This is a genomic window from Pseudomonas sp. M20 (assembly GCF_045037865.1).
GTDB lineage: Bacteria > Pseudomonadota > Gammaproteobacteria > Pseudomonadales > Pseudomonadaceae > Aquipseudomonas.
In genome coordinates this window covers 6141728-6166273 of record NZ_CP173611.1, presented here as the reverse complement: position 1 = coordinate 6166273, position 24546 = coordinate 6141728, and the positions used below count along the sequence as shown (strand labels likewise).

30 protein-coding genes are annotated in these 24546 nt (G+C 59.3%); 20 read left to right on the top strand and 10 right to left on the bottom strand.

The features are described 5' to 3' along the window. Positions 1 to 10 precede the first annotated feature (10 nt). From ACI514_RS27445 to pilG, 4 genes are all read right to left on the bottom strand, one after another. The gene (locus ACI514_RS27445) at positions 11 to 2059 is read right to left on the bottom strand and encodes a methyl-accepting chemotaxis protein (RefSeq protein WP_405122719.1); all 2049 of its coding nucleotides are present in this window, start codon (positions 2057 to 2059) and stop codon (positions 11 to 13) included. 144 nt (positions 2060 to 2203) lie between these two features. Then, positions 2204 to 2743, bottom strand: a complete 540-nt coding sequence (locus ACI514_RS27440) for a chemotaxis protein CheW (protein WP_007913675.1) — start codon at positions 2741 to 2743, stop codon at positions 2204 to 2206. Between the two features lie 10 nt (positions 2744 to 2753). Then, positions 2754 to 3119 (bottom strand): twitching motility response regulator PilH, encoded by a 366-nt coding sequence (pilH, locus tag ACI514_RS27435; protein WP_095125845.1) that lies wholly within the window; start codon positions 3117 to 3119, stop codon positions 2754 to 2756. Positions 3120 to 3179: 60 nt separating this feature from the next. Further along, positions 3180 to 3584 carry a twitching motility response regulator PilG gene (pilG, locus tag ACI514_RS27430; protein WP_007913673.1) on the bottom strand — a complete coding sequence of 135 codons (405 nt, stop codon included), beginning with the start codon at positions 3582 to 3584 and terminating at the stop codon, positions 3180 to 3182. Positions 3585 to 3809: 225 nt separating this feature from the next. Here pilG and gshB point away from each other — a divergent pair, with 225 nt between their 5' ends. The 8 genes from gshB to ACI514_RS27390 all read left to right on the top strand — a co-directional run bounded on the left by gshB (position 3810) and on the right by ACI514_RS27390 (position 11162). After that, positions 3810 to 4781, top strand: coding sequence for a glutathione synthase (gene gshB / locus ACI514_RS27425; protein WP_160059754.1), 972 nt, complete (start codon positions 3810 to 3812; stop codon positions 4779 to 4781). Positions 4782 to 4887: 106 nt separating this feature from the next. Further along, positions 4888 to 5787 (top strand): energy transducer TonB, encoded by a 900-nt coding sequence (locus ACI514_RS27420; protein ID WP_141126241.1) that lies wholly within the window; start codon positions 4888 to 4890, stop codon positions 5785 to 5787. Between the two features lie 171 nt (positions 5788 to 5958). Then, positions 5959 to 6531 (top strand): YqgE/AlgH family protein, encoded by a 573-nt coding sequence (locus tag ACI514_RS27415; RefSeq protein WP_016985971.1) that lies wholly within the window; start codon positions 5959 to 5961, stop codon positions 6529 to 6531. Beyond that, the gene (ruvX, locus tag ACI514_RS27410) at positions 6531 to 6968 is read left to right on the top strand and encodes a Holliday junction resolvase RuvX (protein ID WP_007913667.1); all 438 of its coding nucleotides are present in this window, start codon (positions 6531 to 6533) and stop codon (positions 6966 to 6968) included. The genes ACI514_RS27415 and ruvX overlap by 1 nt, the downstream gene beginning before the upstream one ends. A gap of 79 nt (positions 6969 to 7047) precedes the next feature. After that, complete coding sequence (gene pyrR, locus ACI514_RS27405) at positions 7048 to 7554, top strand: bifunctional pyr operon transcriptional regulator/uracil phosphoribosyltransferase PyrR (RefSeq protein WP_122842295.1); 507 nt, start codon at positions 7048 to 7050, stop codon at positions 7552 to 7554. A 27-nt stretch (positions 7555 to 7581) separates the two neighbouring features. Continuing rightward, entirely contained in the window at positions 7582 to 8586 is a 1005-nt protein-coding gene (locus ACI514_RS27400; RefSeq protein ID WP_007913665.1) for an aspartate carbamoyltransferase catalytic subunit, read from the top strand. After that, positions 8583 to 9854 (top strand): dihydroorotase, encoded by a 1272-nt coding sequence (locus ACI514_RS27395; RefSeq protein ID WP_405122718.1) that lies wholly within the window; start codon positions 8583 to 8585, stop codon positions 9852 to 9854. Before ACI514_RS27400 ends, ACI514_RS27395 begins: the two co-directional genes overlap by 4 nt. A gap of 321 nt (positions 9855 to 10175) precedes the next feature. Continuing rightward, complete coding sequence (locus tag ACI514_RS27390) at positions 10176 to 11162, top strand: lipid II-degrading bacteriocin (RefSeq protein WP_405122717.1); 987 nt, start codon at positions 10176 to 10178, stop codon at positions 11160 to 11162. A 517-nt stretch (positions 11163 to 11679) separates the two neighbouring features. Here ACI514_RS27390 and ACI514_RS27385 read toward each other — a convergent pair. Continuing rightward, positions 11680 to 12111: a TM2 domain-containing protein gene (locus ACI514_RS27385; RefSeq protein WP_122596578.1), complete on the bottom strand. Its 432-nt coding sequence runs from the start codon at positions 12109 to 12111 to the stop codon at positions 11680 to 11682. Between the two features lie 248 nt (positions 12112 to 12359). On the opposite strand from ACI514_RS27385, the gene ACI514_RS27380 reads away from it, so the two are divergent. Beyond that, positions 12360 to 12977, top strand: coding sequence for a C40 family peptidase (locus ACI514_RS27380; protein WP_016985978.1), 618 nt, complete (start codon positions 12360 to 12362; stop codon positions 12975 to 12977). Positions 12978 to 13082: 105 nt separating this feature from the next. On the opposite strand, the gene ACI514_RS27375 is transcribed toward ACI514_RS27380, so the two are convergent. Continuing rightward, positions 13083 to 14117: a type IV pilus twitching motility protein PilT gene (locus ACI514_RS27375; protein ID WP_007913646.1), complete on the bottom strand. Its 1035-nt coding sequence runs from the start codon at positions 14115 to 14117 to the stop codon at positions 13083 to 13085. 56 nt (positions 14118 to 14173) lie between these two features. Here ACI514_RS27375 and ACI514_RS27370 point away from each other — a divergent pair, with 56 nt between their 5' ends. The 10 genes from ACI514_RS27370 (at position 14174) to ACI514_RS27325 (ending at position 21309) form a co-directional block, all read left to right on the top strand. Then, the gene (locus tag ACI514_RS27370; RefSeq protein ID WP_160059758.1) at positions 14174 to 14860 is read left to right on the top strand and encodes a YggS family pyridoxal phosphate-dependent enzyme; all 687 of its coding nucleotides are present in this window, start codon (positions 14174 to 14176) and stop codon (positions 14858 to 14860) included. A gap of 23 nt (positions 14861 to 14883) precedes the next feature. After that, positions 14884 to 15702, top strand: coding sequence for a pyrroline-5-carboxylate reductase (gene proC, locus ACI514_RS27365; RefSeq protein ID WP_160059759.1), 819 nt, complete (start codon positions 14884 to 14886; stop codon positions 15700 to 15702). 10 nt (positions 15703 to 15712) lie between these two features. Then, positions 15713 to 16303: a YggT family protein gene (locus tag ACI514_RS27360; protein ID WP_038358826.1), complete on the top strand. Its 591-nt coding sequence runs from the start codon at positions 15713 to 15715 to the stop codon at positions 16301 to 16303. After that, positions 16300 to 16596 (top strand): DUF167 domain-containing protein, encoded by a 297-nt coding sequence (locus ACI514_RS27355; RefSeq protein ID WP_405122716.1) that lies wholly within the window; start codon positions 16300 to 16302, stop codon positions 16594 to 16596. The genes ACI514_RS27360 and ACI514_RS27355 overlap by 4 nt, the downstream gene beginning before the upstream one ends. Before the next feature lie 330 nt (positions 16597 to 16926). Continuing rightward, complete coding sequence (locus ACI514_RS27350; protein WP_123593598.1) at positions 16927 to 18066, top strand: homoserine O-acetyltransferase; 1140 nt, start codon at positions 16927 to 16929, stop codon at positions 18064 to 18066. Between the two features lie 7 nt (positions 18067 to 18073). Next, entirely contained in the window at positions 18074 to 18694 is a 621-nt protein-coding gene (gene metW, locus ACI514_RS27345; protein WP_160059761.1) for a methionine biosynthesis protein MetW, read from the top strand. A gap of 26 nt (positions 18695 to 18720) precedes the next feature. Then, positions 18721 to 19155: a DUF4426 domain-containing protein gene (locus tag ACI514_RS27340; protein WP_405122715.1), complete on the top strand. Its 435-nt coding sequence runs from the start codon at positions 18721 to 18723 to the stop codon at positions 19153 to 19155. After that, positions 19152 to 19748, top strand: coding sequence for an RdgB/HAM1 family non-canonical purine NTP pyrophosphatase (gene rdgB, locus ACI514_RS27335; RefSeq protein ID WP_405122714.1), 597 nt, complete (start codon positions 19152 to 19154; stop codon positions 19746 to 19748). Before ACI514_RS27340 ends, rdgB begins: the two co-directional genes overlap by 4 nt. Then, on the top strand, positions 19745 to 20950 hold the full coding sequence (gene hemW / locus ACI514_RS27330; protein ID WP_405122713.1) for a radical SAM family heme chaperone HemW: 1206 nt from the start codon (positions 19745 to 19747) through the stop codon (positions 20948 to 20950). The genes rdgB and hemW overlap by 4 nt, the downstream gene beginning before the upstream one ends. A gap of 35 nt (positions 20951 to 20985) precedes the next feature. Further along, the gene (locus tag ACI514_RS27325) at positions 20986 to 21309 is read left to right on the top strand and encodes a DUF3392 domain-containing protein (protein WP_034153666.1); all 324 of its coding nucleotides are present in this window, start codon (positions 20986 to 20988) and stop codon (positions 21307 to 21309) included. Positions 21310 to 21442: 133 nt separating this feature from the next. Here ACI514_RS27325 and trmB read toward each other — a convergent pair whose 3' ends face one another. The 4 genes from trmB to ACI514_RS27305 form a co-directional block, all read right to left on the bottom strand. Further along, complete coding sequence (gene trmB, locus ACI514_RS27320; protein ID WP_405122712.1) at positions 21443 to 22168, bottom strand: tRNA (guanosine(46)-N7)-methyltransferase TrmB; 726 nt, start codon at positions 22166 to 22168, stop codon at positions 21443 to 21445. A 9-nt stretch (positions 22169 to 22177) separates the two neighbouring features. Beyond that, positions 22178 to 22972: a thiazole synthase gene (locus tag ACI514_RS27315; RefSeq protein ID WP_007913621.1), complete on the bottom strand. Its 795-nt coding sequence runs from the start codon at positions 22970 to 22972 to the stop codon at positions 22178 to 22180. Positions 22973 to 23032: 60 nt separating this feature from the next. Further along, positions 23033 to 23233, bottom strand: coding sequence for a sulfur carrier protein ThiS (gene thiS, locus ACI514_RS27310; protein WP_122604433.1), 201 nt, complete (start codon positions 23231 to 23233; stop codon positions 23033 to 23035). Positions 23234 to 23304: 71 nt separating this feature from the next. Further along, positions 23305 to 23685, bottom strand: a complete 381-nt coding sequence (locus tag ACI514_RS27305; RefSeq protein WP_405122711.1) for a DUF423 domain-containing protein — start codon at positions 23683 to 23685, stop codon at positions 23305 to 23307. Between the two features lie 74 nt (positions 23686 to 23759). On the opposite strand from ACI514_RS27305, the gene mtgA reads away from it, so the two are divergent. After that, the gene (mtgA, locus tag ACI514_RS27300; protein ID WP_093429826.1) at positions 23760 to 24482 is read left to right on the top strand and encodes a monofunctional biosynthetic peptidoglycan transglycosylase; all 723 of its coding nucleotides are present in this window, start codon (positions 23760 to 23762) and stop codon (positions 24480 to 24482) included. Positions 24483 to 24546 lie beyond the last annotated feature (64 nt).

Sequence of the window (24546 nt, the reverse complement as noted above, 5' to 3'; positions counted from 1 at the left end):
ACCACTCCACTCACGCTTTATCTGTCGCCGCCGGCAAGGTGAAGCCGGACACCGAACGCCGTAGCTGACTGGCCATTTTCGTCAGGTTGCCGATGCTCTCGGCGGTGGCCGTGGAGCCGGACGAGGTCTGCGAGGTGATCTGCTGGATCACGTTCATCGTCAGCGAGATCTGCCCCGCCGAAGTCGTCTGCTGCTGCGCTGCGTTGGAGATGCTTTGAATCAGCGCCGCAAGGGTCTTCGATACGCCTTCGATTTCTTCCAGGGCCACACCGGCATCCTGCGCCAGTCGCGCGCCGCGCACCACTTCAGTGGTGGTTTGCTCCATGGAAATCACGGCTTCATTGGTGTCGGTCTGAATCGCCCGCACCAGGGTTTCGATCTGCCGGGTAGCAGCGGACGAACGTTCGGCGAGGCGCTGCACTTCGTCAGCGACCACAGCAAAACCGCGCCCGGCGTCACCGGCCATCGACGCCTGAATCGCCGCGTTAAGGGCGAGGATGTTGGTCTGGTCGGCAATGTCGTCGATCAGGCTGACGATGTCGCCGATTTCCTGCGACGACTCGCCGAGACGCTTGATGCGTTTGGCGGTGTCCTGAATCTGTTCGCGAATATTGTCCATGCCGTGGATGGTGTTGTGCACCACCTCGTTGCCCTTGTTGGCGATCTCCACGGAACGCTCCGCCACCGCTGAAGACTCGGCGGCGTTGGCCGAGACCTGATCGATGGATTCGGCCATGTCACTGATCGCCGTCGACGCTTCGGAAATCTGTTGAGCCTGATGCTCCGAGGCTTGGGCCAGGTGCATGGCGGTGGCCTGGGTTTCCTGCACCGCTGCGGCGACCTGACCGGCAGTGAGGTTGATCGTCGCGACGAGATCGCGCAGTTGGTCGACGGAATAGTTGATCGAGTCGGCGATAGTGCCGGTGAAGTCTTCGGTCACCGAAGCGGTCACGGTAAGATCGCCGTCGGCGAGGTCTTCGATCTCGTCGAGCAGACGCATGATCGCGTTCTGGTTGCGCTCGTTCTTCTCGGCGGTTTCGCGCAGTTGCCGGTTGGTTTCACGGACCATCACCAGACCGATAAGGATGATCGACGCCAGCGCCAGCAAACCGAGGACGTAACCGCCGATGGTGTCGGTGTTGCGCCCGCCGGCAAGGTTCTCGAAGCGAGTGGCCAGGTGCGAGGCTTCGTCGAGCAGGGTTTGCGAGAGGCTGAAGATATTGCTCGCCGATTCACGCACCTTGAACAGCTCCGGCGAGGTTTCGAGGATTTCATCCACCGAGCCGGAAACGAACTGGAAGAGCTCGGAGATTTCGCTCAAACGCGCGCGGGCATCACGGTCTTCGACCTGGCTGATTTTCAGCGCTGCGTTGCCTTGCAACATGCCGTTGAGCACCTGGCCAAAACGGGTGGCGTCGCGGCCAAAGGCATCGGCGGCTTGCTGGGAGTTTTCGTCGCCGGCGAGCACAGTGTTGACCGCGCCGAGGATACGTTCGGCGAGCAGCGATTGGCGCTGGGCCATCGCCACTTGCGCCGCCGGAGCACCGCGCTGGAGGAGGATTTCGACGACTTTTTCGTATTCGATCTGCAACTGCGGCACGGTTTCGGCCAGGGTCGCGGCGACCTGATGCAGCGACAGCACGGTCTGCTCGCTGGAAAGAATCGCGTCGGTGTTTTTCAGCAGGCGCTCCCAGTCGAGCTGCACCGCGCGCATTTCCGGGCGCACGGTGGCCGGGGCGGGAGGCAGGCCGGTGGCAGGGTCGCCCTTCTTCAGGTAACCCCAGCGCTGGGCGAAATCGTTGCGCGCATCGCTGAGCAGCTTGAACGCGGCCGCCTTGCCAGCGGCGGCTTCGGTCGCGTTCTTGGCGATGCGTTGCGAGAGCACGCGCAATTCACCGGCGTGGCCGATGTACTGTTTGTCGTAGTTCGCCTGGGTGTTTAGGTAAGCGAAGTTGGCGAACAGCAGCATGATGAACACGATCAGTGCGATGAACAGCACGATGATCTGCGAGCGACTACGCGATCCTTCCGCCGGCTTGCCTGTTTTTGCTTTTGTCATCGGTCCTCGCCTGTTTGAAGCTCACCGGTAGAACCTGTAGGAGTGAGCCTGCTCGCGATTGAACGATAACGCGGTGTACTTGATACACCGCGGTGCCTGAATCGCGAGCAGGCTCACTCCTACAAGGGATCTTTGTTGTAACGGCTATATCGCAACGCTCATGAACACCGGGGATTTCGCCAACGCGAACAAGCTGAACACCCGCCAGTTCTGCTCGCGGCGGAAATAGCCTTTGACGAACTCGGCCTTCGAGCCCTGGCGCTTGCTGATCGAGATCGGTTCGAAACTGTCCTGCTCGAAATGCTGCAGACCAATAACCTCATCGACCATCAACCCGGCAAACACATCGCCATGCTCTACCACCAAGACCCGCCGCTGTTTACGCAACGGCGACAGTTCATGCCCGAAGAAGCCGCACAGATCCATGATCGGCAGCAGCCGCCCGCGCAGGTTAGCCACACCCTTGACCCACGGCTTGACGCCGGGCAACTGAGTGAAACGCGGCTCGTGCAGCACTTCGCTGACTTCGCCCATCGGCGCCACATACCAATGCTCGCCAAGGCGAAAGCCGATGCCGCTCCAGCGATCCTGGCGCGCCGGTTGCGACGGCAGGTCCGCCGCCAGCAAGCGGCAACGCTGGTCGATTTGCCAGAGCAGTTCGAACGCGGTCAGCGATTCGCTCATGGTCGCGCGATCAGCCTTCGAGCACGTTGTTCAGGGTCTTGATCAGGGTGTCTTCGTCGACCGGTTTGGTCAGGTAGTCCTTGGCGCCCTGGCGGGTGCCCCAGACCTTGTCGGTTTCCTGATCCTTGGTGGTGATGATGATCACCGGGATGTGTCCGGTTTCCGGATCTTTGGTCAGTTGACGAGTCGCCTGAAAACCATTGAGGCCGGGCATGACGATGTCCATCAATACCGCGTCGGGTTTTTCCTGACGGGCCAGGGCCACGCCGTCGGCGCCGTTTTCGGCTTTGAGCACTTCATGGCCGTGCTTTTCGAGCATGCCGGTGAGTTTGTACATTTCAGTCGGCGAATCATCGACGATCAGGATACGTGCCATGGTTTTCCCCATTTTTCTTGTCGACGCCCGGCCCGCTGGCCGAGCGCCTCTGTACGTGTCTTACTGCGGCAAAACGGCGGCAAAGCCCGGAACGTGGGCCTGGATCGCGTTGAGCAGTTCTTCCTTGCTGAAAGGCTTGGTCAAAAATTGATCAGAGCCGACAATCCGCCCCTTGGCCTTGTCGAACAGCCCGTCACGCGATGACAGCATGATCACCGGCGTCGCCTTGAACGCACTGTTGTTCTTGATTAAAGCGCAGGTCTGATAACCATCCAGACGCGGCATCATGATGTCGACAAAAATGATCCCGGGATGGTTGTCGGCGATCTTCGCCAACGCGTCGAAACCGTCGATCGCCGTGATCACTTCGCAGCCGACATTCTTCAATAAGGTTTCGGCGGTGCGACGAATCGTTTTCGAGTCGTCGATGACCATGACCTTCAAGGCGCTGGACTGCTGTTCCATAAGAGGGCTCTACCGTCGCCTTTGCGAATCAAATTGTCCGTTTTGCGATGAGTAATGGCTGGAAACCCTTGATGTTCAAGGGCCAGCACTGCTTGGCAGCCTTTTTAGCACAGTCTCCAGATGCAATCTATCGACGGGTTTTCCCTTGACCGAAAACCCGCCCGGCGCCACTCTGGCGGCACTTTTTCAATACCGATCCGGTAGCCAATTTTCGAGGAAAACCCAATGAGCGTTCGCGTCGGGATTGTCATGGACCCTATCGCCAGCATCTCCTATAAAAAGGATAGCTCGCTGGCCATGCTGCTGGCCGCGCAGAAGCGTGGCTGGGAACTGTTCTATATGGAACAGCGTGACCTGTATCAGGGTGAAGGTCAGGCCCGGGCGCGCATGAAGCCGCTGAAAGTCTTCGCCAACCCGGAAAAATGGTTCGAACTGGACGCCGAGCAGGACAACCTGCTGAGCGATCTGGACGTGATCCTGATGCGCAAGGATCCGCCGTTCGACATGGAGTTCGTTTACTCCACTTACCTGCTCGAACAGGCCGAAACCGCTGGCGTGCTGGTGGTGAACAAGCCGCAGAGCCTGCGCGACTGCAATGAAAAGCTGTTCGCCACGCTGTTCCCGCAGTGCACGCCGCCAACCATCGTCAGCCGCCGCGCCGACGTGCTGCGTGAATTCGCCGCCAAGCACGGCGACGTGATCCTCAAGCCGCTGGACGGCATGGGCGGTACTTCGATCTTCCGCCACCGCGCAGGCGACCCGAACCTGTCGGTGATTCTGGAAACCCTGACCGCCCTCGGTGGCCAGCAGATCATGGGCCAGGCCTACCTGCCAGCGATCAAGGACGGTGACAAACGCATTCTGATGATCGACGGCGAGCCGGTGGATTACTGCCTGGCGCGGATTCCGGCGCAGGGCGAAACCCGTGGCAACCTGGCGGCCGGTGGCCGTGGCGAAGCGCGTCCGCTGACCGACAAGGATCGCTGGATTGCTGCACAGGTCGGTCCGACCCTGCGTGAGAAAGGTCTGCTGTTCGTTGGTCTCGATGTCATCGGTGAAAGCCTGACCGAAATCAACGTCACCAGCCCGACTTGCATCCGTGAGATCGACAACGCCTTCGGCACCGACATTGGCGGCCTGCTGATGGACGCGATCGAGAAGAAGCTGCAAGCCTCGAGCCGCAAGCAGCAAGCTTGAAGCCAGTGGTGTGCAGCTTGTCGCTTGAAGCTAGTCGCTTGCAGCTAAAAACCAACATTGCGTTATCATGCCGAGCCCGTAAAAACGCGATGTTGGTTTTTCTGTCATGACCCTCCCGTCCGATCTGCCCGCAGAACTCGCCCACCGTGGCGTGCGCCCGGCCGATCGCCTCGGTTTTACCCTGTTTCTCGCGGCGCTGATCCATTTGGCGCTGCTGCTCGGCGTCGGCTTCACGATGGTCGAGCCCAAGCAAATCAGCAAAACCCTGGAAATCACCCTCGCCACCTTCAAGAGCGAAAAGAAGCCGCAGAAGGCTGACTTTCTCGCACAGGAGAATCAGGAAGGCAGCGGCACGCTGGACAAGAAGGCGATCCCGAAGACCACTGAGGTCGCGCCGTTCCAGGACAATCAGGTCAAAAAAGTCACCCCGCCCCCGGCCGCCAAGCCGGAAGTGCAGGAGGCCGCGCCCAAGGCTGCGGTGACCACCGTCGCGCCGAAGCCGAAAAAGGCACCGACCAAGAAAGAAGAAACCAAGACCGAGGTTAAACCGACGGTCGACGCACCGGAATTCGACAGCTCGCAGCTGTCCAGCGACATCGCCAGCCTCGAAGCGGAACTGGCCAAGGAACAACAGCTGTACGCCAAGCGCCCGCGCATTCACCGCTTGAGTGCGGCATCGACCATGCGCGACAAGGGTGCCTGGTACAAGGACGACTGGCGCAAGAAGGTCGAACGCATCGGCAACCTCAATTACCCCGAAGAAGCACGGCGCAAGCAGATCTACGGCAATTTGCGCCTGATGGTTTCGATCAATCGCGACGGTTCGCTGTATGAAGTGCTGGTGCTGGAATCGTCCGGGCAGCCGCTGCTGGATCAGGCGGCGCAGCGTATCGTCCGACTGGCGGCACCGTTTGCCCCGTTTACCGGGGACTTGTCGGATATCGACCGTCTGGAAATCATTCGTACCTGGAAATTCGCCCGCGGCGACAAGCTCTCGAGCAACTGACACACCACAGACCCCCTGTAGGAGTGAGCCTGCTCGCGATAGCGGTATGTCAGAACCTGAACATTTGACTGACACACCGCTATCGCGAGCAGGCTCACTCCTACAGTTGATCGGTGTGTTGCATACATCTCCAGCTTGTCAGTTTGCCCCCCGAACGCCACACTAGCGCACATGAAAAACGTCAGCCCCAGCTACCTCAAGCATCAATTCCTGATCGCCATGCCACACATGGCCGACCCGAACTTTGCCCACACCTTGACCTACATCGTCGAGCACACGGCCAATGGCGCTATGGGGATTGTGGTCAACCGGCCGCAAGAGCTGAATCTGGCCGACATTCTTGAGCAACTGCGCCCGGACATCGACCCGCCAGCACTCTGCCAGCACGTACCGATCTTTATCGGCGGCCCGGTGCAGACCGATCGCGGTTTCGTCCTTCACCCGGCGGGCAAGACCTTCCAGGCCACCGCGCAGCTGGACGGCGATCTGGCCCTCTCGACCTCGCAGGACGTGCTGTTCGCCATCGCTGACGGCGTCGGCCCGGCAAAAAGCCTGATTGCCCTCGGTTACGCCGGTTGGGAAGCCGGGCAGCTGGAAGCGGAACTTGCCGACAACGCCTGGCTGAACTGCCCGTACGACGCCGACATCCTGTTCAACACCAGCAGCGAACTGCGCCTCGAAGCGGCAGCCAGGCACTTGGGGATCAACCTCAGCCTGCTGACCAGCCAGGCAGGTCACGCCTGATGGCGCTGCGTCTGATTCTCGGCTTCGACTACGGCACCAAACAGATCGGCGTCGCAGTCGGCCAGGTGATTACCGGCCAGGCCCGCGAGCTGTGCACCCTGAAAGCGCAAAACGGCATTCCCGACTGGAATCAGGTTGAAGCGCTGTTCAAGGAATGGAAACCCGACGCCGTGGTCGTCGGCCTGCCGCTGAACATGGACGGCACACCCAGCGAAATGTGCCTGCGCGCGGAGAAATTCGCCCGCCGCCTCAATGGCCGCTTCAACGTGCCTTTCTATACCCACGACGAGCGCCTGACCACCTTCGAGGCCAAAGGCGAGCGGCTGGTTCGCGGCGGCCAAAAAGGCAGTTACCGCGACAACCCGGTGGACGCCATCGCCGCCGCTCTGCTGTTGCAGGGCTGGCTCGATGAAAACACCGCATTGTTTGAATCCTGACAAGCGCTTCGGCGCTTTTCTTTTGAGTGAAAAACCGAGTCGCGTCCAAGGACTGACTCGCCCCCAACAAGGAGCAACCATGAGCCTGCCAAATCCCGCCGATCTGATCAGCCAGATGGCGACCCGCCTCAAGGCGCACCTTGCCCAGCGTGACATCACTGAACCGCGTTACATCGGCATCCGCACTGGCGGCATCTGGGTCGCGCAGGCCTTGCTCAAGGAATTGGGCAGCGACGCGCCACTGGGCACGCTGGATGTTTCCTTCTACCGCGACGACTTCAGCCAGAACGGCCTGCACCCGCAAGTGCGCCCGTCCGCCCTGCCCTTCGAGATCGAAGGCCAGCATCTGGTGCTGATCGACGACGTATTGATGAGCGGCCGTACCATCCGCGCCGCCATGAACGAATTGTTCGACTACGGCCGCCCGGCCAGCGTGACCCTGGTCTGCCTGCTGGACCTGGATGCCGGCGAGCTGCCGATCCGCCCCAACGTGGTCGGCGCGACCTTGTCGCTGGCGGCTCACGAACGGGTAAAGCTGTCCGGCCCCGAGCCGTTGACGCTCGAACTGCAAGACATGTCCCTTTAATCCGCCCTATTGAGAGTCCCCTTCGCGATGACGCCTCTAGATACCAAGCGCCCGCTGCAGCTCAATGATCAGGGCCAGCTGCGCCACTTCCTCTCGCTCGACGGCCTGCGCCGCGAGTTGCTGACGGAAATCCTCGACACTGCCGACTCGTTTCTCGAGGTCGGTGCCCGGGCGGTGAAGAAAGTCCCGTTGCTGCGCGGCAAGACCGTGTGCAACGTGTTCTTCGAAAACTCCACGCGCACCCGCACCACCTTCGAACTGGCGGCCCAGCGGCTGTCGGCGGACGTGATCACCCTGAACGTGTCGACCTCGTCGGCGAGCAAGGGCGAAACGCTGCTCGACACCTTGCGCAACCTCGAAGCCATGGCCGCCGACATGTTCGTCGTACGCCACGGTGATTCCGGCGCCGCGCACTTCATCGCCGAACATGTCTGCCCGCAAGTGGCGATCATCAACGGCGGCGACGGCCGTCACGCCCACCCGACGCAGGGCATGCTCGACATGCTCACCATCCGTCGGCACAAGGGCGGTTTCGAAAACCTCTCGGTGGCCATTGTCGGCGACATCCTGCACTCGCGGGTTGCGCGCTCGAACATGCTCGCGCTGAAGACCCTCGGTTGCCCGGACATCCGCGTAATCGCGCCAAAAACCCTGCTGCCGATCGGCATCGAGCAATACGGCGTGAAGGTTTACACCGACATGACCGAAGGCCTGAAGGACGTCGACGTGGTGATCATGCTGCGCCTGCAGCGTGAACGCATGACCGGCGGCCTGCTGCCGAGCGAAGGCGAGTTCTACCGCCTGTTCGGCCTGACCACCGCGCGTCTGGCCGGGGCCAAACCGGATTGCATCGTCATGCACCCGGGGCCGATCAACCGCGGGGTGGAGATTGAGTCGGCAGTGGCCGACGGTCCGCACTCGGTAATTCTCAACCAGGTCACTTACGGCATCGCGATTCGTATGGCTGTGCTGTCCATGGCCATGAGCGGGCAAACCGCGCAGCGTCAATTCGAGCAGGAGAACGCCCAGTGAAGCTCAGCATTCTCGGCGCACGCGTCATCGATCCAAGCAGCGGCCTGGATCAAATCACCGACATTCACGTTGAAGCCTGCAAGATCGTCGCCCTCGGCGCGGCCCCAGCGGGCTTCACGGCAGTAGAAACCATCGATGCCCAAGGCCTTATCGCCGCTCCAGGCCTCGTCGATCTGAACGTGGCCCTACGCGAGCCGGGTTACAGCCGCAAAGGCTCGATCATCAGCGAAACCCGCGCTGCTGCCGCCGGTGGTGTGACCAGCCTGTGCTGCCCGCCGAAAACCAAACCGGTGCTCGACACCTCCGCTGTGGCTGAGCTGATCCTTGATCGCGCTCGTGAGGCCGGCAACACCAAAGTCTTCCCGATTGGCGCGCTGAGCAAAGGTCTGGATGGCGAGCAACTGGCTGAGCTGGTTGCGCTGCGCGACGCCGGTTGTGTGGCGTTCGGCAACGGTCTCGAGAGCTTCCGCAACACCCGCACCCTGTGCCGGGCGCTGGAATACGCAGCAACCTTCGACCTGACGGTGATTTTCAACTCGCAGGATCATGATTTGGCTGAAGGCGGCTTGGCCCACGAAGGCGCCGTCGCCAGTTTCCTCGGCTTGCCGTGTATTCCGGAAACCGCTGAAACCGTGGCCCTTGCCCGCGACCTGTTGCTGGTCGAGCAGACCGGCGTGCGTGCGCATTTCAGCCAGTTGACCAGTGCTCGCGGTGTTGCCCTGATTGCTCAGGCGCAGGCGCGTGGTTTGAAAGTGACGGCGGATGTCGCGCTGTATCAGCTGATTCTGACTGACGAAGCGCTGATCGACTTCAGCAGCCTGTACCACGTGCAACCGCCGCTGCGTACGCGTGCGGATCGCGATGGTTTGCGTGAAGCGGTGAAGTCCGGTGTGGTCTCGGCGATCTCCAGCCATCACCAGCCGCACGAACGCGATGCCAAACTGGCACCGTTCGGCGCGACCGAGCCGGGCATCAGCAGTGTTGAACTGTTGCTGCCGCTGGCAATGACGCTGGTTGAGGATGGTTTGCTGGATCTGCCAACGCTGCTGGCGCGACTTAGCGCGGGCCCGGCTGAAGCGCTGCGTCTACCGGCTGGCAAACTGGCGGTGGGTGGGGCGGCGGATATCGTGCTGTTCGATCCGCAGGCTTCGACGGTGGCTGGTGAGAACTGGTTGTCGAAGGGTGAGAACTGCCCGTTCATTGGGCACACTTTGCCGGGTGTGGTTCGCTATACGCTGGTGGATGGGCGGATCAGTCACCAGGCGTAAACTCTAATGATCGCAGCCTGTAGTGGGCTGCGATCTGTTGGACTTCGGTTAGTAATACCAAATTGTCTAATTACTAAAATTCCGCTCAGCTCCCTTCCTGAACCAGCACATACACTCGTTTAATACTCGCTATTTGCTCCCATCAACAGGTGTAGGAAAAGGCACGCGAGCCACAAAGAAATTTCCGACACCTTTCTTTCCTACGAAAATAACTTCGGCACAACCAGAAACAGACTACAAAATTTCCATATCCAAGTTTAATACGCCACCCCTAATATAAAACCTGCAAAAAGGACGACAATCACCAACAAGGATGAACATATGAAAAACGGACTTACGCTTCCACCTATCGTCACCAGGGGCACAACAGGGAATTCTGGCGGCTTTACAGTTAACCATGGTTTTAGCTGGGGAACCTACGCCAAGGCAGATTGGCAGGGCGCTGGAGAAGCCATTATCAACCATGATGGTCAAACCTACTCACTCCCCTTAAGCGATGGGCCTGTGTTGTCTTCAGCGGAAATGGATATGTTCCATTCCTGGCTGGAAATAAAATCTGGCATCAAAGCTTTCACCTATGAGCTCCAAATGGTGAACAAGGCAATAAATAACGATGCTCTAGGAGGCATTCGTGACCTGTGGAGAATCACTGAAAGCGATAACTACCTACTCAACAGCGCCGCTGTTATTAGCCACGGCTACTTTAAGAACAAGATTATAAACTTCAGTTTGGCTGATGCATTTGCTGCGCAGCAGAAACTAAGCCCGATAGAAGCACTGATCAAAGTTTCGGCTACAGCTCCATACAATTTAAATTACGAAACATTGACTACCGAGTTGTCGGGAGGCACTTTCAGCCCAATTAAAGCTTTCGCCCACTACCTGTGGGGGAACGGGGAGAGGATGAGAGTGAGCATTAACAATATCGGCCTGAACGTCAGGGCCAACGAACTGCCGCTACTGGCCAATTCAATTGCCAGCACCCGAGAGGCCGGTACCTATTATTTATCTGATCCGAAGATCCCTTACGCAACCATCAATGACAGCAACGTCACCGGAGCTTACCTAGGAAGAATAACGTTGAGCATGGAAGGAAGTTTCACGCGAGATGTACAAGGATCCTGGATTTTCGATGGCGTCGTCAGAGCCTATACCGATACTTATGATTTCGACGCCAGCAACAGATCAACAGCGCTTGAAGTCTTAACAACAGCCGGTAGAGTATTCTCCGGAACGCATTACGAGATCGATATCTTCGGCGAGCAAAAAATACGGCTCACCGGAGCTGGCTTTCAACCGACCCCGTAGATTTTAATAATATCTTCCATGCCCACTCAGTGGAGCTCAAATGAAGAGACTCTATAAATTTTCGAGTTGTACGTATCTCATTTTGCTCGCAGTCACATTTTGCACCGGCGTATTCATACTCACTAAAAATCTCGAGGCGCAAATATACGATGCCAAACAAGATTCAATCGGCCTCCCCTTTAGCGTAATGTTTGCTATATGGTTGACACTGACACTTAACCACCTAATGCAGATTTTATTATTGCGAAAGTCACGCACTCGCTTCTCTGCAAGTCCAATCCGAAAAATACCAGCATATTTGCTTGCCACAGTGTCACTGGTGATTCTTGTGGAGAGTACTGTTTATTGGTCGATACCGAACCATGCAGTCATCGCAATATTTTACGTTGCTAGCACAATCACGTTTATCGCTTTTCAGGTAAGCACATTTGCCCAATTGAAATAATACATTAGCAAAACAACTCTTTGAGGAACTTGCCAAACCGTTCGTCTAAGCGGTCTGGCAAGTCTCTCATGTTTACTGGAACGCACCGCGATTCTGCGCGTTGCGCACCGACACCTGATCATTCAGCGTCCAGAAGTCATACAGCACACCCAGAAAGAACAACCCACCCGTCAGCAGATAGATCAGTCCGCTGATCCACTTGCCTTGGTACATCCGGTGCACACCGAGCGCGCCAAGGAACGTCAGCAGAATCCACGCCACGTTGTACTCGATCGGCCCCGCGGTAAAACGCAGATCCGCTTCGCGATCCATTGCCGGGATCAGAAACAGGTCGATCAGCCAGCCAATGCCGAGCAAACCGAAGGTGAAAAACCAGATCGTCCCGGTCACCGGCTTGCCGTAATAGAAGCGGTGAGCACCGGTAAAACCGAAAATCCACAGCAGATAACCGATGATTTTGCTGTGCGTATCTTGCTGCTGAACAAATTGTTGATAGGGGTTCATGAAGACCTCGATTCACACGATAGATAAATATTCTTGAATTCTTTGTGACTTTTTTACAGGTAGCCGACGTACGGCAAATGTTACCGTTGCTACCGTCAAAGCCTTATAGCACCTGACTTCTGTCCGACAATTGCGTCCATTTGCCGCTTATTTGGTTCCGTTGGCCTCCAACTGAATCGACCAACGGACTCAGAATGAAAAAAAACTCTGTTATAAAGTTGCGCGCTATCACTGAAGAGCCACGCCTAATGCGACCATTTTTCAAGACATGGCTAACCATCTGCCTATTAATGCCACTGGCCGCCCACGCCACCAATCGTGAGCAACGTCTTCCTAACGTTAACGGCTTTACACCTAAATCCCATGCTTCGGCTCCCTCGAGCAAAAGCAGCAAAAGCAAAACCACCACGCTGAGCAGCAAGAGCCACAGCAAGCTGGTGCCACCGATGGCGAGCAAGGAAAGCAGCAACGTGCTGAGCCGTGCGGTCAACGTCCTCGGTACCCCTTATCGTTGGGGCGGCAGCAGCCCAAGTAAAGGTTTCGATTGCAGCGGTCTGGTGAAATACGCGTTCAACGACGCTACGTTCGACCTGCCACGCACCTCGAATGCCATGGCCAGCGGCCACGGCGAGAAAGTCGAGCGCAAGGATCTGAAGCCGGGCGACCTGATTTTCTTCAACATCAAGAGCCGTCGGGTCAACCACGTTGCCATCTACCTGGGCAACGACCGCTTCATCCACGCGCCTCGTCGTGGCAAAGCGGTGAGCATCGATACGCTGAACAAGCCGTACTGGCAGCAGCATTACGTGGTTGCCAAGCGTGTGTTGCCGAAAGAACAAAGCCAGATGCGCGTGGTTCAGCGCTAAGTCTTCGAAGCAAGATCAAAAGATCGCAGCCTGCGGCAGCTCCTACATCGGGATCAGCGTTTCCCTGTAGGAGCTGCCGAAGGCTGCGATCTTTTGCTTCTGACCTCAGAAATTATCCGGCGTACGCGCCTTCTCCCGCGCATGCTCACGGCTGATCAAGCCCTTGGCCACCAGATCTTTCAGGCACATGTCCAGTGTCTGCATCCCCAACGACCCACCCGTTTGAATCGCCGAATACATCTGCGCGACCTTGTCCTCGCGGATCAGGTTACGGATCGCCGACGTGCCCAGCATGATCTCGTGCGCCGCCACCCGCCCGCCGCCGATCTTCTTGATCAGCGTCTGCGAGACCACCGCCAGCAACGACTCCGACAGCATCGAGCGCACCATCGACTTCTCGTCACCCGGGAATACGTCGACCACACGGTCGATGGTTTTCGCCGCTGACGTGGTGTGCAGCGTGCCGAACACCAGATGCCCGGTTTCGGCGGCGGTCAGCGCCAGGCGAATGGTTTCCAGGTCACGCATCTCGCCGACCAGAATCACGTCCGGGTCTTCGCGCAACGCCGAGCGCAGAGCGGTGGCGAAACTGCGGGTATCACGATGGACTTCGCGCTGATTGATCAGGCATTTGCGCGATTCGTGAACAAACTCGATCGGGTCTTCAATAGTCAGGATATGGTGATGACGGTGGGTGTTGAGGTAATCGATCATCGCCGCCAGTGTGGTCGATTTTCCCGAACCGGTCGGCCCGGTGACCAGCACCAGCCCGCGCGGGGCATCGGTGATCTTTCGGAAGACGTCGCCCATGGCGAGGTCTTCCATGCTCAGCACTTTCGACGGAATCGTACGGAATACAGCGCCGGCGCCACGGTTCTGGTTGAAGGCATTGACCCGAAAGCGCGCGACACCGGGGACTTCGAAGGAAAAGTCGGTTTCCAGGTGTTTCTCGAAGTCGACCCGCTGGGTGTCGTTCATGATGTCGTAGATCAATTCGTGCACTTGCTTGTGATCCAGCGCCGGCAGATTGATCCGCCGCACATCGCCATCGACACGGATCATCGGCGGCAGACCGGCCGACAGGTGCAGGTCGGAAGCGCCTTGTTTGGCGCTGAAGGCCAGCAGTTCAGTGATATCCATAGCGCTCCTCAATTCCAGTAGAATGCCGCGAACCTTCAGACCGCCGGCGCCTCTTGATGTCCACGATAGCAGACAACATTTTCCACGTTGGTTCGCGCATCCAGACCGCGACCCAGGCCGCACACCGTCCTGAAAACAGCGTCCAGTTGCTCGCCGTGAGCAAGACCAAACCCGCCCAGGCCCTGCGCGAGGCATATGCCGCCGGCCTGCGTGACTTTGGCGAGAACTACCTGCAGGAAGCCTTGGGTAAACAGCTCGAACTGGCCGACCTGCCCTTGATCTGGCACTTCATCGGCCCCATTCAATCGAACAAGACTCGCGCGATTGCCGAGCATTTCGACTGGGTGCACTCCGTGGATCGCCTGAAAATCGCTCAACGTCTGTCCGAACAGCGCCCGGCCGAGCTGCCGTCGCTGAACATCTGCATTCAGGTCAATGTCAGCGGCGAAGCCAGTAAATCCGGCTGCACTCCGGCTGACCTGCCGGCATTGGCCGCCGCGATCAGCGCACTGCCGCGCCTGAAACTGCGCGGACTGATGGCGATTCCCGAGCCAACCGACGACCGCGCCGAGCAAGACGCGGCCTTCGCCGCCGTGCAGAAATTGCAGGCGAGCCTTGATCTGCCGCTCGACACACTTTCCATGGGCATGAGCCACGACCTTGAGTCGGCCATCGCCCAAGGCGCCACTTGGGTTCGTATCGGTACGGCCCTGTTTGGCGCCCGCGACTATTCCCAATCTTGAACGTTTCCAGATAAGGACCACACATGAGCAACACACGTATTGCGTTTATCGGTGCGGGCAACATGGCGGCCAGTTTGATCGGCGGCCTGCGCGCCAAAGGTCTGGAAGCTGCACACATCCGTGCTAGCGATCCAGGCGAAGAAACCCGCGCCAAGGTCAGCGCTGAGCACGGCATCGAAACGTTTGCCGACAACGCTCAAGCCATCGATGGCGTCGACGTGATCGTGCTGGCGGTCAAGCCGCAAGCCATGAAGGCTGTGTGCGAGGCGATTCGCCCGAGCCTGAAACCCAATCAACTGGTGGTGTCGATTGCCGCTGGCATCACTTGCGCGAGCATGACTGCGTGGCTTGGCGAGCAGCCGATCGTGCGCTGCATGCCAAACACCCCGGCGCTGCTGCGCCAAGGCGTCAGCGGTTTGTACGCGACCAGTGAAGTGACCGCCGAGCAACGTCAGCATGCTGAAGAGCTGCTGTCCGCCGTCGGTATCGCCCTGTGGCTGAAAGAAGAACAACAACTGGACGCCGTGACCGCTGTGTCCGGTTCCGGCCCGGCGTATTTTTTCCTGCTGATCGAAGCCATGACCGCCGCCGGCGTCAAACTCGGTCTGCCGAAGGACATCGCTGAACAGCTAACCCTGCAGACCGCGCTGGGCGCCGCGCACATGGCTGTGTCCAGCGATGTTGACGCCGCCGAACTGCGCCGCCGTGTGACCTCGCCAAACGGCACCACGGAAGCTGCAATCAAATCATTCCAGGCCAATGGCTTCGAAGCCTTGGTCGAAACCGCACTCGGCGCCGCCGCGCACCGCTCGGCCGAAATGGCCGAACAACTGGGCAAATAAGGAGCCTTACATGATTGGATTGAACACCGCAGCGGTTTACGTGCTGCAAACCCTCGGCAGTCTGTACCTGCTGATCGTGCTGCTGCGCTTCGTGCTGCAACTGGTACGGGCGAATTTCTACAATCCGCTGTGCCAGTTCATCGTCAAAGCCACCCAGCCACTGCTCAAGCCACTGCGTCGGATCATTCCGAGCCTGTTCGGCCTCGACATGTCGTCGCTGGTTTTGGCGATTCTGGTGCAACTGGCGCTGATGGCGCTGACCCTGCTGCTGACTTACGGCACCACCGGTAACCCGCTGCAACTGGTTATCTGGTCGCTGATCGGCGTGACCGCGCTGTTCCTGAAGATCTTCTTCTTCGCCCTGATCATCAGCGTGATTCTGTCGTGGGTTGCACCGGGCAGCCACAATCCGGGCGCTGAGCTGGTCAACCAGATCTGCGAGCCGGCGCTGGCGCCGTTCCGCCGATTTCTGCCGAATCTCGGCGGCCTGGACCTGTCGCCGATCTTCGCCTTCCTCGCGTTGAAGCTGATCGACATGCTGGTGATCAACAATCTGGCGGCAATGACGATGATGCCGGAAATCCTCCGTCTGCTGATGTGAGCTGGTTTCGATGGGACGGTGACGACTTGATCCTCGAGTGTCACCTGCAACCGGCAGCCCGCAGCGATGACTTCGCCGGGCTGCACGGTGATCGTTTGAAAATTCGCCTGACCGCGCCGCCGGTCGAGGGCAAGGCCAATGCTTGTCTGATGGGCTTTCTGGCCAAGGCGTTTGGGGTTTCCAAGAGCCAGGTCAGTTTGCTCAGCGGTGAGTTGAATCGGCAGAAGCGGGTGAAGATCTGCTCGCCGAAGAAGTTGCCGGATTTGCCTGGGTTGGTTGGGCGCTTGTCTTGAGTTTTGCGGCGCCTGCGCCCCTCACCCCAGCCCTCTCCCCCTGGAGAGGGAGCTGATCCATGGTGTTTTCGAAACCTGAGTTCAACTCGTTATCCCTCGTCGGCGTATCTCGAACATCCACCCCAGTCAGTCCCCTCTTCCTCCGGGAGAGGGAGCCGATTTGGGTGGTTTGCAAAACCTGAGTTCAACTCGATAGATCAGGTCGGCGTAGCTCAAAAGAACATCTCGGTCGGTCCCCTCTACCTCTGGGAGAGGGCTAGGGTGAGGGCCGCTTGCCGCTAACCCCCCCGGTCTTTAGACTTACGCCTCATTTCAACGAGAGCAGGGTCGATGCCAACTGCCTTTCCCCCCGATTCTGTTGGTCTGGTGACGCCGCAAACCGCGCACTTCAGCGAACCGCTGGCCTTGGCCTGTGGTCGTTCGCTGGCCGCCTATGACCTGATCTACGAAACCTACGGCACGCTGAACGCGCAAGCGAGCAACGCCGTGCTGATTTGCCACGCCTTGTCCGGCCATCACCACGCCGCCGGTTATCACAGCGTCGACGACCGCAAACCCGGTTGGTGGGACAGCTGCATCGGCCCCGGCAAACCGATCGACACCAACAAGTTCTTCGTGGTCAGCCTGAACAACCTCGGCGGCTGCAACGGCTCCACCGGCCCGAGCAGCATCAACCCGGAGACCGGCAAACCGTTCGGTGCCGACTTCCCGGTGCTCACAGTGGAAGACTGGGTGCACAGCCAGGCGCGTCTGGCCGACCTGCTCGGCATCGGCCAGTGGGCGGCGGTGATCGGCGGCAGCCTCGGCGGTATGCAGGCGTTGCAATGGACCATCACCTATCCGGATCGCGTGCGGCACTGTCTGGCCATCGCCTCGGCACCGAAGCTGTCGGCGCAGAACATCGCCTTCAACGAAGTCGCGCGTCAGGCGATCCTCACGGACCCGGAATTCCACGGCGGTTCGTTCCAGGAAGCCGGCGTAATCCCCAAGCGCGGGCTGATGCTGGCGCGGATGGTCGGGCACATTACTTACCTGTCCGACGATTCGATGGGCGAGAAATTCGGCCGTGGCCTGAAGAGCGAAAAGCTCAACTACGACTTCCACAGCGTCGAATTCCAGGTCGAAAGCTACCTGCGCTATCAGGGCGAAGAATTCTCCGGACGCTTCGACGCCAACACCTATCTGTTGATGACCAAGGCGCTGGATTACTTCGATCCGGCAGCGAACTTCGACGATAACCTGGCGAAAACCTTTGAGAACGCCACGGCCAGGTTCTGCGTAATGTCGTTCACCACCGACTGGCGCTTCTCCCCGGCCCGCTCGCGCGAGCTGGTGGATGCCTTGATGGCGGCGCGCAAAGACGTCAGCTATCTGGAAATCGACGCACCGCAGGGCCACGACGCCTTCCTGATTCCGATCCCGCGCTACTTGCAGGCGTTCGGCAATTACATGAACCGCATCACGCTGTGAGAAAGCCATGAGAGCTGATCTGGAAATCATCCAGGAATGGATCCCCGCCGGCAGCCGCGTCCTCGACCTCGGTTGCGGTGACGGCGAGTTGCTGACCTGGCTGCGCGACAACAAGAATGTCACCGGTTATGGCCTGGAGAACGACGCCGACAACATCGCCGCGTGCGTGGCCAAAGGCGTCAACGTCATTGAGCAGGATCTGGACAAGGGGCTGGGCAATTTTGCCAGCAACAGTTTCGACATCGTCGTGATGACTCAGGCCCTGCAAGCGGTGCACTACCCGGACAAGATCCTCGACGAAATGCTCCGCGTCGGTCGCCAGTGCATCATCACCTTCCCGAATTTCGGTCATTGGCGCTGCCGCTGGTACCTGGCGAGCAAGGGCCGCATGCCGGTCTCCGAGTTCCTGCCGTACACCTGGTACAACACGCCGAACATCCACTTCTGCACCTTCGAAGACTTTGAAGAACTTTGCCGCGAACGTGATGCGAAGGTCATTGATCGGCTTGCCGTGGATCAACAGCACCGTCACGGGTGGGCCAGTAAGCTATGGCCTAATCTGTTAGGTGAGATCGGTATCTACCGCGTCAGCAGCCCGCAGCTTGCAGACCACAAAGTCGCGGTCTGAATCCCGGCATTTCGAGGAGCACGATCATGAGTCGTTTAGCGTTGTTGTTATTGACTGCCTGCCTGAGCGCCAGTGCTCTGGCGGCGGACGTCATCAAAGGTGAACGCAAGGAAACCTTTGGCGACGTCACGGTGCACTACAACACCTTCAACTCGACGTTCCTGCAACCGGACATCGCCAAGGCCGCGGAGCTGATCCGCAGCAAGAACCAGGGCGTGATCAATGTCTCGGTGATCAAGGACGGCAAACCGCTGATCGCCAACGTCACCGGCACGGTCAAAGACCTGACCAGCCAGAGCGTGCCGTTGAATTTCCGCCAGATCACCGAACAGGGCGCGATCTACTACATCGCCCAGTATCCGGTTGAGCAGCAGGAAACCCGCACCTTTGAGATCAAGGTGCAGAACGGCGACAAGATCAACACCATCAATTTCAACCAAGAACTCTTTCCCGGCGAATGATGAACATCAAGCAGCTCGTACTGGCCAGCCATAACGCCGGCAAACTCAAAGAACTTCAGGCCATGCTCGGCGAATCGGTGCAACTGCGCTCGATTGGCGAATGGAGCAAGGTCGAGCCGGAAGAAACCGGTCTGTCGTTCGTCGAGAACGCGATCCTCAAGGCGCGCAACGCCGCACGCATTTCCGGGCTGCCGGCGCTGGCCGACGATTCCGGGCTGGCAGTGGATTTTCTTGGCGGTGCGCCGGGCATCTATTCGGCGCGTTATGCCGACGGCAAGGGCGATGCGGCGAACAACGCCAAACTGCTCGACGCCTTGAAGGACGTGCCGGAAGCTGAACGCGGTGCGCAGTTCGTGTGCGTGCTGGCGCTGGTGCGTCATGCGGATGATCCTTTGCCGATCCTCTGCGAAGGCTTGTGGCACGGGCGCATCCTCACCGCCGCCAGCGGCGAGCACGGTTTCGGTTATGACCCGCTGTTCTGGGTGCCGGAACGTGACGTCTCCAGCGCCGAATTGAGCCCGGCGGACAAGAACCAGATTAGCCACCGCGCCCGTGCAATGGATCTGCTGCGCCAGCGTCTGGGCGTGAAATGACCCGAGACTCTTCTGCGTCGTCGCTGATTGTCGGCGGCGCCGCTTCTTCGCCTCGGGCGCCGCTGCCAACGCTGCCGCCCTTGGCGCTGTACATCCACATCCCGTGGTGTGTGCGCAAATGCCCGTATTGCGATTTCAACTCGCACACTGCCAGCCCGGTGTTGCCGGAGCAGGAATACGTCGACGCCTTGCTGGCCGATCTCGATCAGGATCTGCACGCCGTTTACGGTCGTGAAATCAGCTCGATCTTTTTTGGTGGCGGCACGCCAAGCCTGTTCAGCGCCGAAGCGCTTGGGCGGTTGCTTGCAGGCGTCGAACAGCGCATTCCGTTTGCTGACGACATCGAAATTACCCTGGAAGCCAACCCGGGCACCTTCGAGCAAGAGAAGTTCGTCGCCTACCGCAAGTTGGGGATCAATCGCCTGTCGATCGGTATCCAGAGCTTCCAGCAGGAAAAGCTCAAGGCGCTGGGGCGGATTCACAACGGTGACGAAGCAGTGCGCGCGGCTGGGATGGCGCGGCAGGCCGGGTTCGATAACTTCAACCTCGACTTGATGCACGGCTTGCCCGATCAGTCGCTGGACGATGCCTTGAGCGATCTGCGCCAGGCCATCGCATTGAATCCGACGCACATCTCCTGGTATCAACTGACGCTGGAGCCGAACACGGTGTTCTGGAATCAGCCGCCGGTGCTGCCGGAAGACGACACGCTGTGGGACATTCAAGAGGCTGGGCAGGCGTTATTGGCCGAGCACGGTTATGCACAATACGAAGTCTCGGCTTATGCCCAGACCGGTCGGCCAGCGCGGCACAACCTCAATTACTGGAGTTTCGGCGACTTCATCGGTATCGGCGCGGGCGCGCACGGCAAGCTCAGCCATCCGGATGGGCGCATCGTTCGTACCTGGAAAACCCGTTTGCCGAAGGACTATCTCAACCCGGCAAAAAGCTTTCAGGCCGGCGAGAAAGCGCTGACCAATGACGAGATGCCGTTCGAGTTTCTGATGAACGCTTTGCGCCTGACCGCAGGCGTCGAATCGCGCCTGTATCCGGGGCGCACCGGGCTGTCACTGGAAAGCCTCGCTGAAGGCCGGGCCGCGGCAGAACAAAGCGGTCTGTTGCAGGTCGAACCGTCACGTCTGGCGGCCACCGAGCGCGGACAGCTGTTCCTCAACGACTTGCTGCAACAATTTCTGACCTGAGCCCAACCCTCAACTTCTGTCCCAAGGGAAACCGCATGGATTTGATACTCGACCTGCTCGCCACCGTCTCCCGCTGGAGCCGCAGCAACCTATCGGAAATCGCTCTGGCCTTGGTGGGCTGCCTGCTGGTGCTGTTCGGCGCCGACTTCAAAGGCTGGGTCGAGCAACGTCTGGGCAGCATCGCCGGCGCCCTGCGCATACCGCTGATGTCGCTGCTGTGCGTGATCGGCAGCGGCGCGGCGCTGATCTACGCCACGCCATGGGTGATCAAGGGTTTGAGCCAGTTCAACAACTACAGCCTCGCGCCGGTGTTGTTGGTGGTGCTGGTGCTGATCGGCGTAGTCGCCGACCGCCGCTGACTCCGCAAATACCCCAAAACAACTGTGGGAGCGAGCCTGCTCGCGAAGGCGTCATTTCAGCCAACATCACTGCTGAATGACCGATCGCTTTCGCGAGCAGGCTCGCTCCCACAGGTTTTGTTGCGTGATGCTCTTAAGCGAGTTTTTCGAACTTCAGATCCCACACGCCATGGCCCAGTCGTTCGCCGCGGCGTTCGAACTTGGTGATCGGGCGTTCGGTCGGGCGTGGTACGCACTTGCCGTCTTCGGCGAGGTTGCGGTAGCCCGGGGCGACGTTCATCACTTCCAGCATGTATTCGGCGTACGGTTCCCAGTCGGTGGCCATGTGCAGAATGCCGCCAACCTTCAACTTGCTGCGCACCAGTTCAGCGAACGACGCCTGAACGATGCGACGCTTGTGGTGACGGCTCTTGTGCCACGGATCCGGGAAAAACAGCATCAGGCGATCGAGGCTGTTGTCGGCGATGCAGCGGTTGAGCACCTCGATCGCGTCGCAATCGTAGACCCGCAGGTTGGTCAGGCCCTGTGTCAGCACACCATTGAGCAGAGCGCCGACACCCGGACGGTGCACTTCAACGCCGATGAAATCCTGCTCCGGCGCCGCCGCGGCCATTTCCAGCAACGAATGGCCCATGCCGAAACCGATCTCCAGCGAGCGCGGTGCCGAACGGCCGAACACTTGATCGTAATCCACCGGCGCGTCGGCCAGCGGCAGCACGTACAGCGGCGCGCCCTGGTCCAGACCGCGTTGCTGGCCTTCGGTCATGCGCCCGGCGCGCATCACGAAACTCTTGATGCGGCGGTGTTGGCGCTCGTCGCCTTCTTCCGTCTGGATAGGCGTGTCGTTCGATTCAGTCATCAATGGCTCTTACTTGATCAGACCATCCAGCGGCGAAGAGGCGCTGGCATAGAGTTTTTTCGGCATACGGCCAGCGAGATAGGCCAGACGGCCTGCAACGATGGCGTGTTTCATGGCTTCAGCCATCATGACTGGCTGTTGGGCGTGGGCGATGGCCGAGTTCATCAGCACCGCATCGCAACCCAGTTCCATGGCGATGGTTGCGTCGGACGCAGTGCCGACACCGGCATCGACCAACACAGGAATTTTCGCTTCTTCGAGGATGATCTGCAGGTTGTACGGGTTGCAGATCCCCAGACCGGAACCGATCAGACCGGCCAGCGGCATCACCGCAATGCAGCCGATTTCCGCCAGTTGCCGGGCGATGATCGGGTCATCACTGGTGTAAACCATCACGTCGAAACCTTCCTTGACCAGCGTTTCGGCGGCTTTGAGGGTTTCGATGACGTTAGGGAACAGAGTCTTCTGATCAGCCAGTACTTCCAGCTTCACCAGGTTGTGGCCATCGAGCAGCTCACGGGCCAGGCGGCAGGTGCGCACGGCTTCGATGGCGTCGTAGCAACCGGCGGTGTTCGGCAGGAAGGTGTAGCGCTCCGGCGACAGCACGTCGAGCAGGTTCGGCTCGCCTTCGATCTGACCGAGGTTGGTGCGGCGCACGGCGAAGGTGACGATCTCGGCACCCGAGGCTTCGATGGCCTGACGGGTTTCTTCCATGTCACGGTACTTGCCGGTACCAACCAGCAAACGCGACTGGTAAGTACGACCGGCCAGCACAAAAGGCTTGTCGCTACGAACGATGCTCATGGGGAATCCTCTTTAGGAGTGAGGGTCTTGCAGAATTCTGTGCCCTCGCGGGCCGGACGATCAGCCGCCGCCGATGGCGTGCACCACTTCAACGTTGTCGCCGTCGTTGAGCGTGGTGTCGGCATGCTGGCTGCGCGGGACGATATCCAGATTGAGTTCGACTGCCACCCGGCGTCCGGTCAGTTCCAGACGGGTGATCAGGGCCGCAACGGTCTCGCCGTCGGGCAGTTCAAGGGATTCACCGTTCAACTGAATGCGCATGCGTAACGCCGCCATCATTTTTAGGGGCTGGCATTCTAGCCCGATCATGACCTAAAGGTCAGTACCAAGCGTCAAGCGGTTGGTTGCAGGCGCCAGGCGGCGAGCCCCAGGCACACCCATCCCGCCAGAAATGCCAGGCCCCCGAACGGGGTGATGATGCCGAGCTTGCTGATGCCGGTGGTGGTCAACACATACAGGCTGCCGGAGAACAGCAGGATGCCGACGGCGAAAGAAACGCCGGCCCACGCCACCAGTCGGCCTTGAATCTGCGTGGCCAACAGCGCAACACCTAACAACGCCAGGGTGTGCACCAGTTGATAGGTCACGCCCGTGTGGAAAATCGTCAGATACTCGGGTGTCAGGCGGTTTTTCAGGCCATGGGCAGCAAACGCGCCCAGTGCAACACCGGTGAAACCGAAAAAAGCAGCCAGCATCAAAAAGCCACGCAGCATTGGGAACTCCAGTCAGACGCGATCGGCAGGGTCTGTATAATGGCCCGCTCCACCGGTTCGGCCAAGCCATCTCTATGCTGCGTACTATTTTCCGTCGTCTCACGAAGGCCCTGCTCTGGTTCGCCGGCGGCAGCGTTTTGCTGGTGCTGGTGTTTCGCTTCGTGCCGCCGCCGGGCACGGCGTTGATGGTCGAGCGCAAGGTCGAATCCTGGGTCGATGGCGAGCCGATTGACCTGCAACGCACGTGGAAGCCGTGGGATGAGATCTCCGACGATCTCAAAGTCGCGGTCATGGCCGGCGAGGATCAGAAGTTTCCTGAGCATTGGGGTTTTGATTTCAGTGCGATTCAGGCAGCCCTCGCCCATAACGAGCTCGGCGGGTCGATTCGCGGGGCCAGCACCTTGAGCCAGCAAGTGTCGAAAAACCTGTTTCTGTGGGCGGGTCGCAGCTATCTGCGTAAAGGCCTGGAGGCGTGGTTTACCGCGCTGATCGAGGTGTTCTGGCCCAAGCAGCGGATTCTTGAGGTGTATCTGAACAGTGTCGAGTGGGATGACGGGGTGTTTGGCGCCGAAGCCGCAGCCCGCCATCACTTTGGCGTGAGCGCGAAGTCGCTGTCACGGCAACAGGCGAGTTATCTGGCCGCCGTTCTACCGAATCCTCGCGTCTGGAGTGCCAGCCATCCGACCGCTTATGTGTCGCGGCGGGCCGGGTGGATTCGGCAGCAAATGAGTCAGTTGGGTGGGGATAGCTATTTGCTGGGGCTGAATGATTCGCGGCGGGCACCGTGGTCTGAATAACGCTGAAGATTCCCTGTGGGAGCGAGCTTGCTCGCGAATGCGGTGGATCATTCAGCGGTGGCGG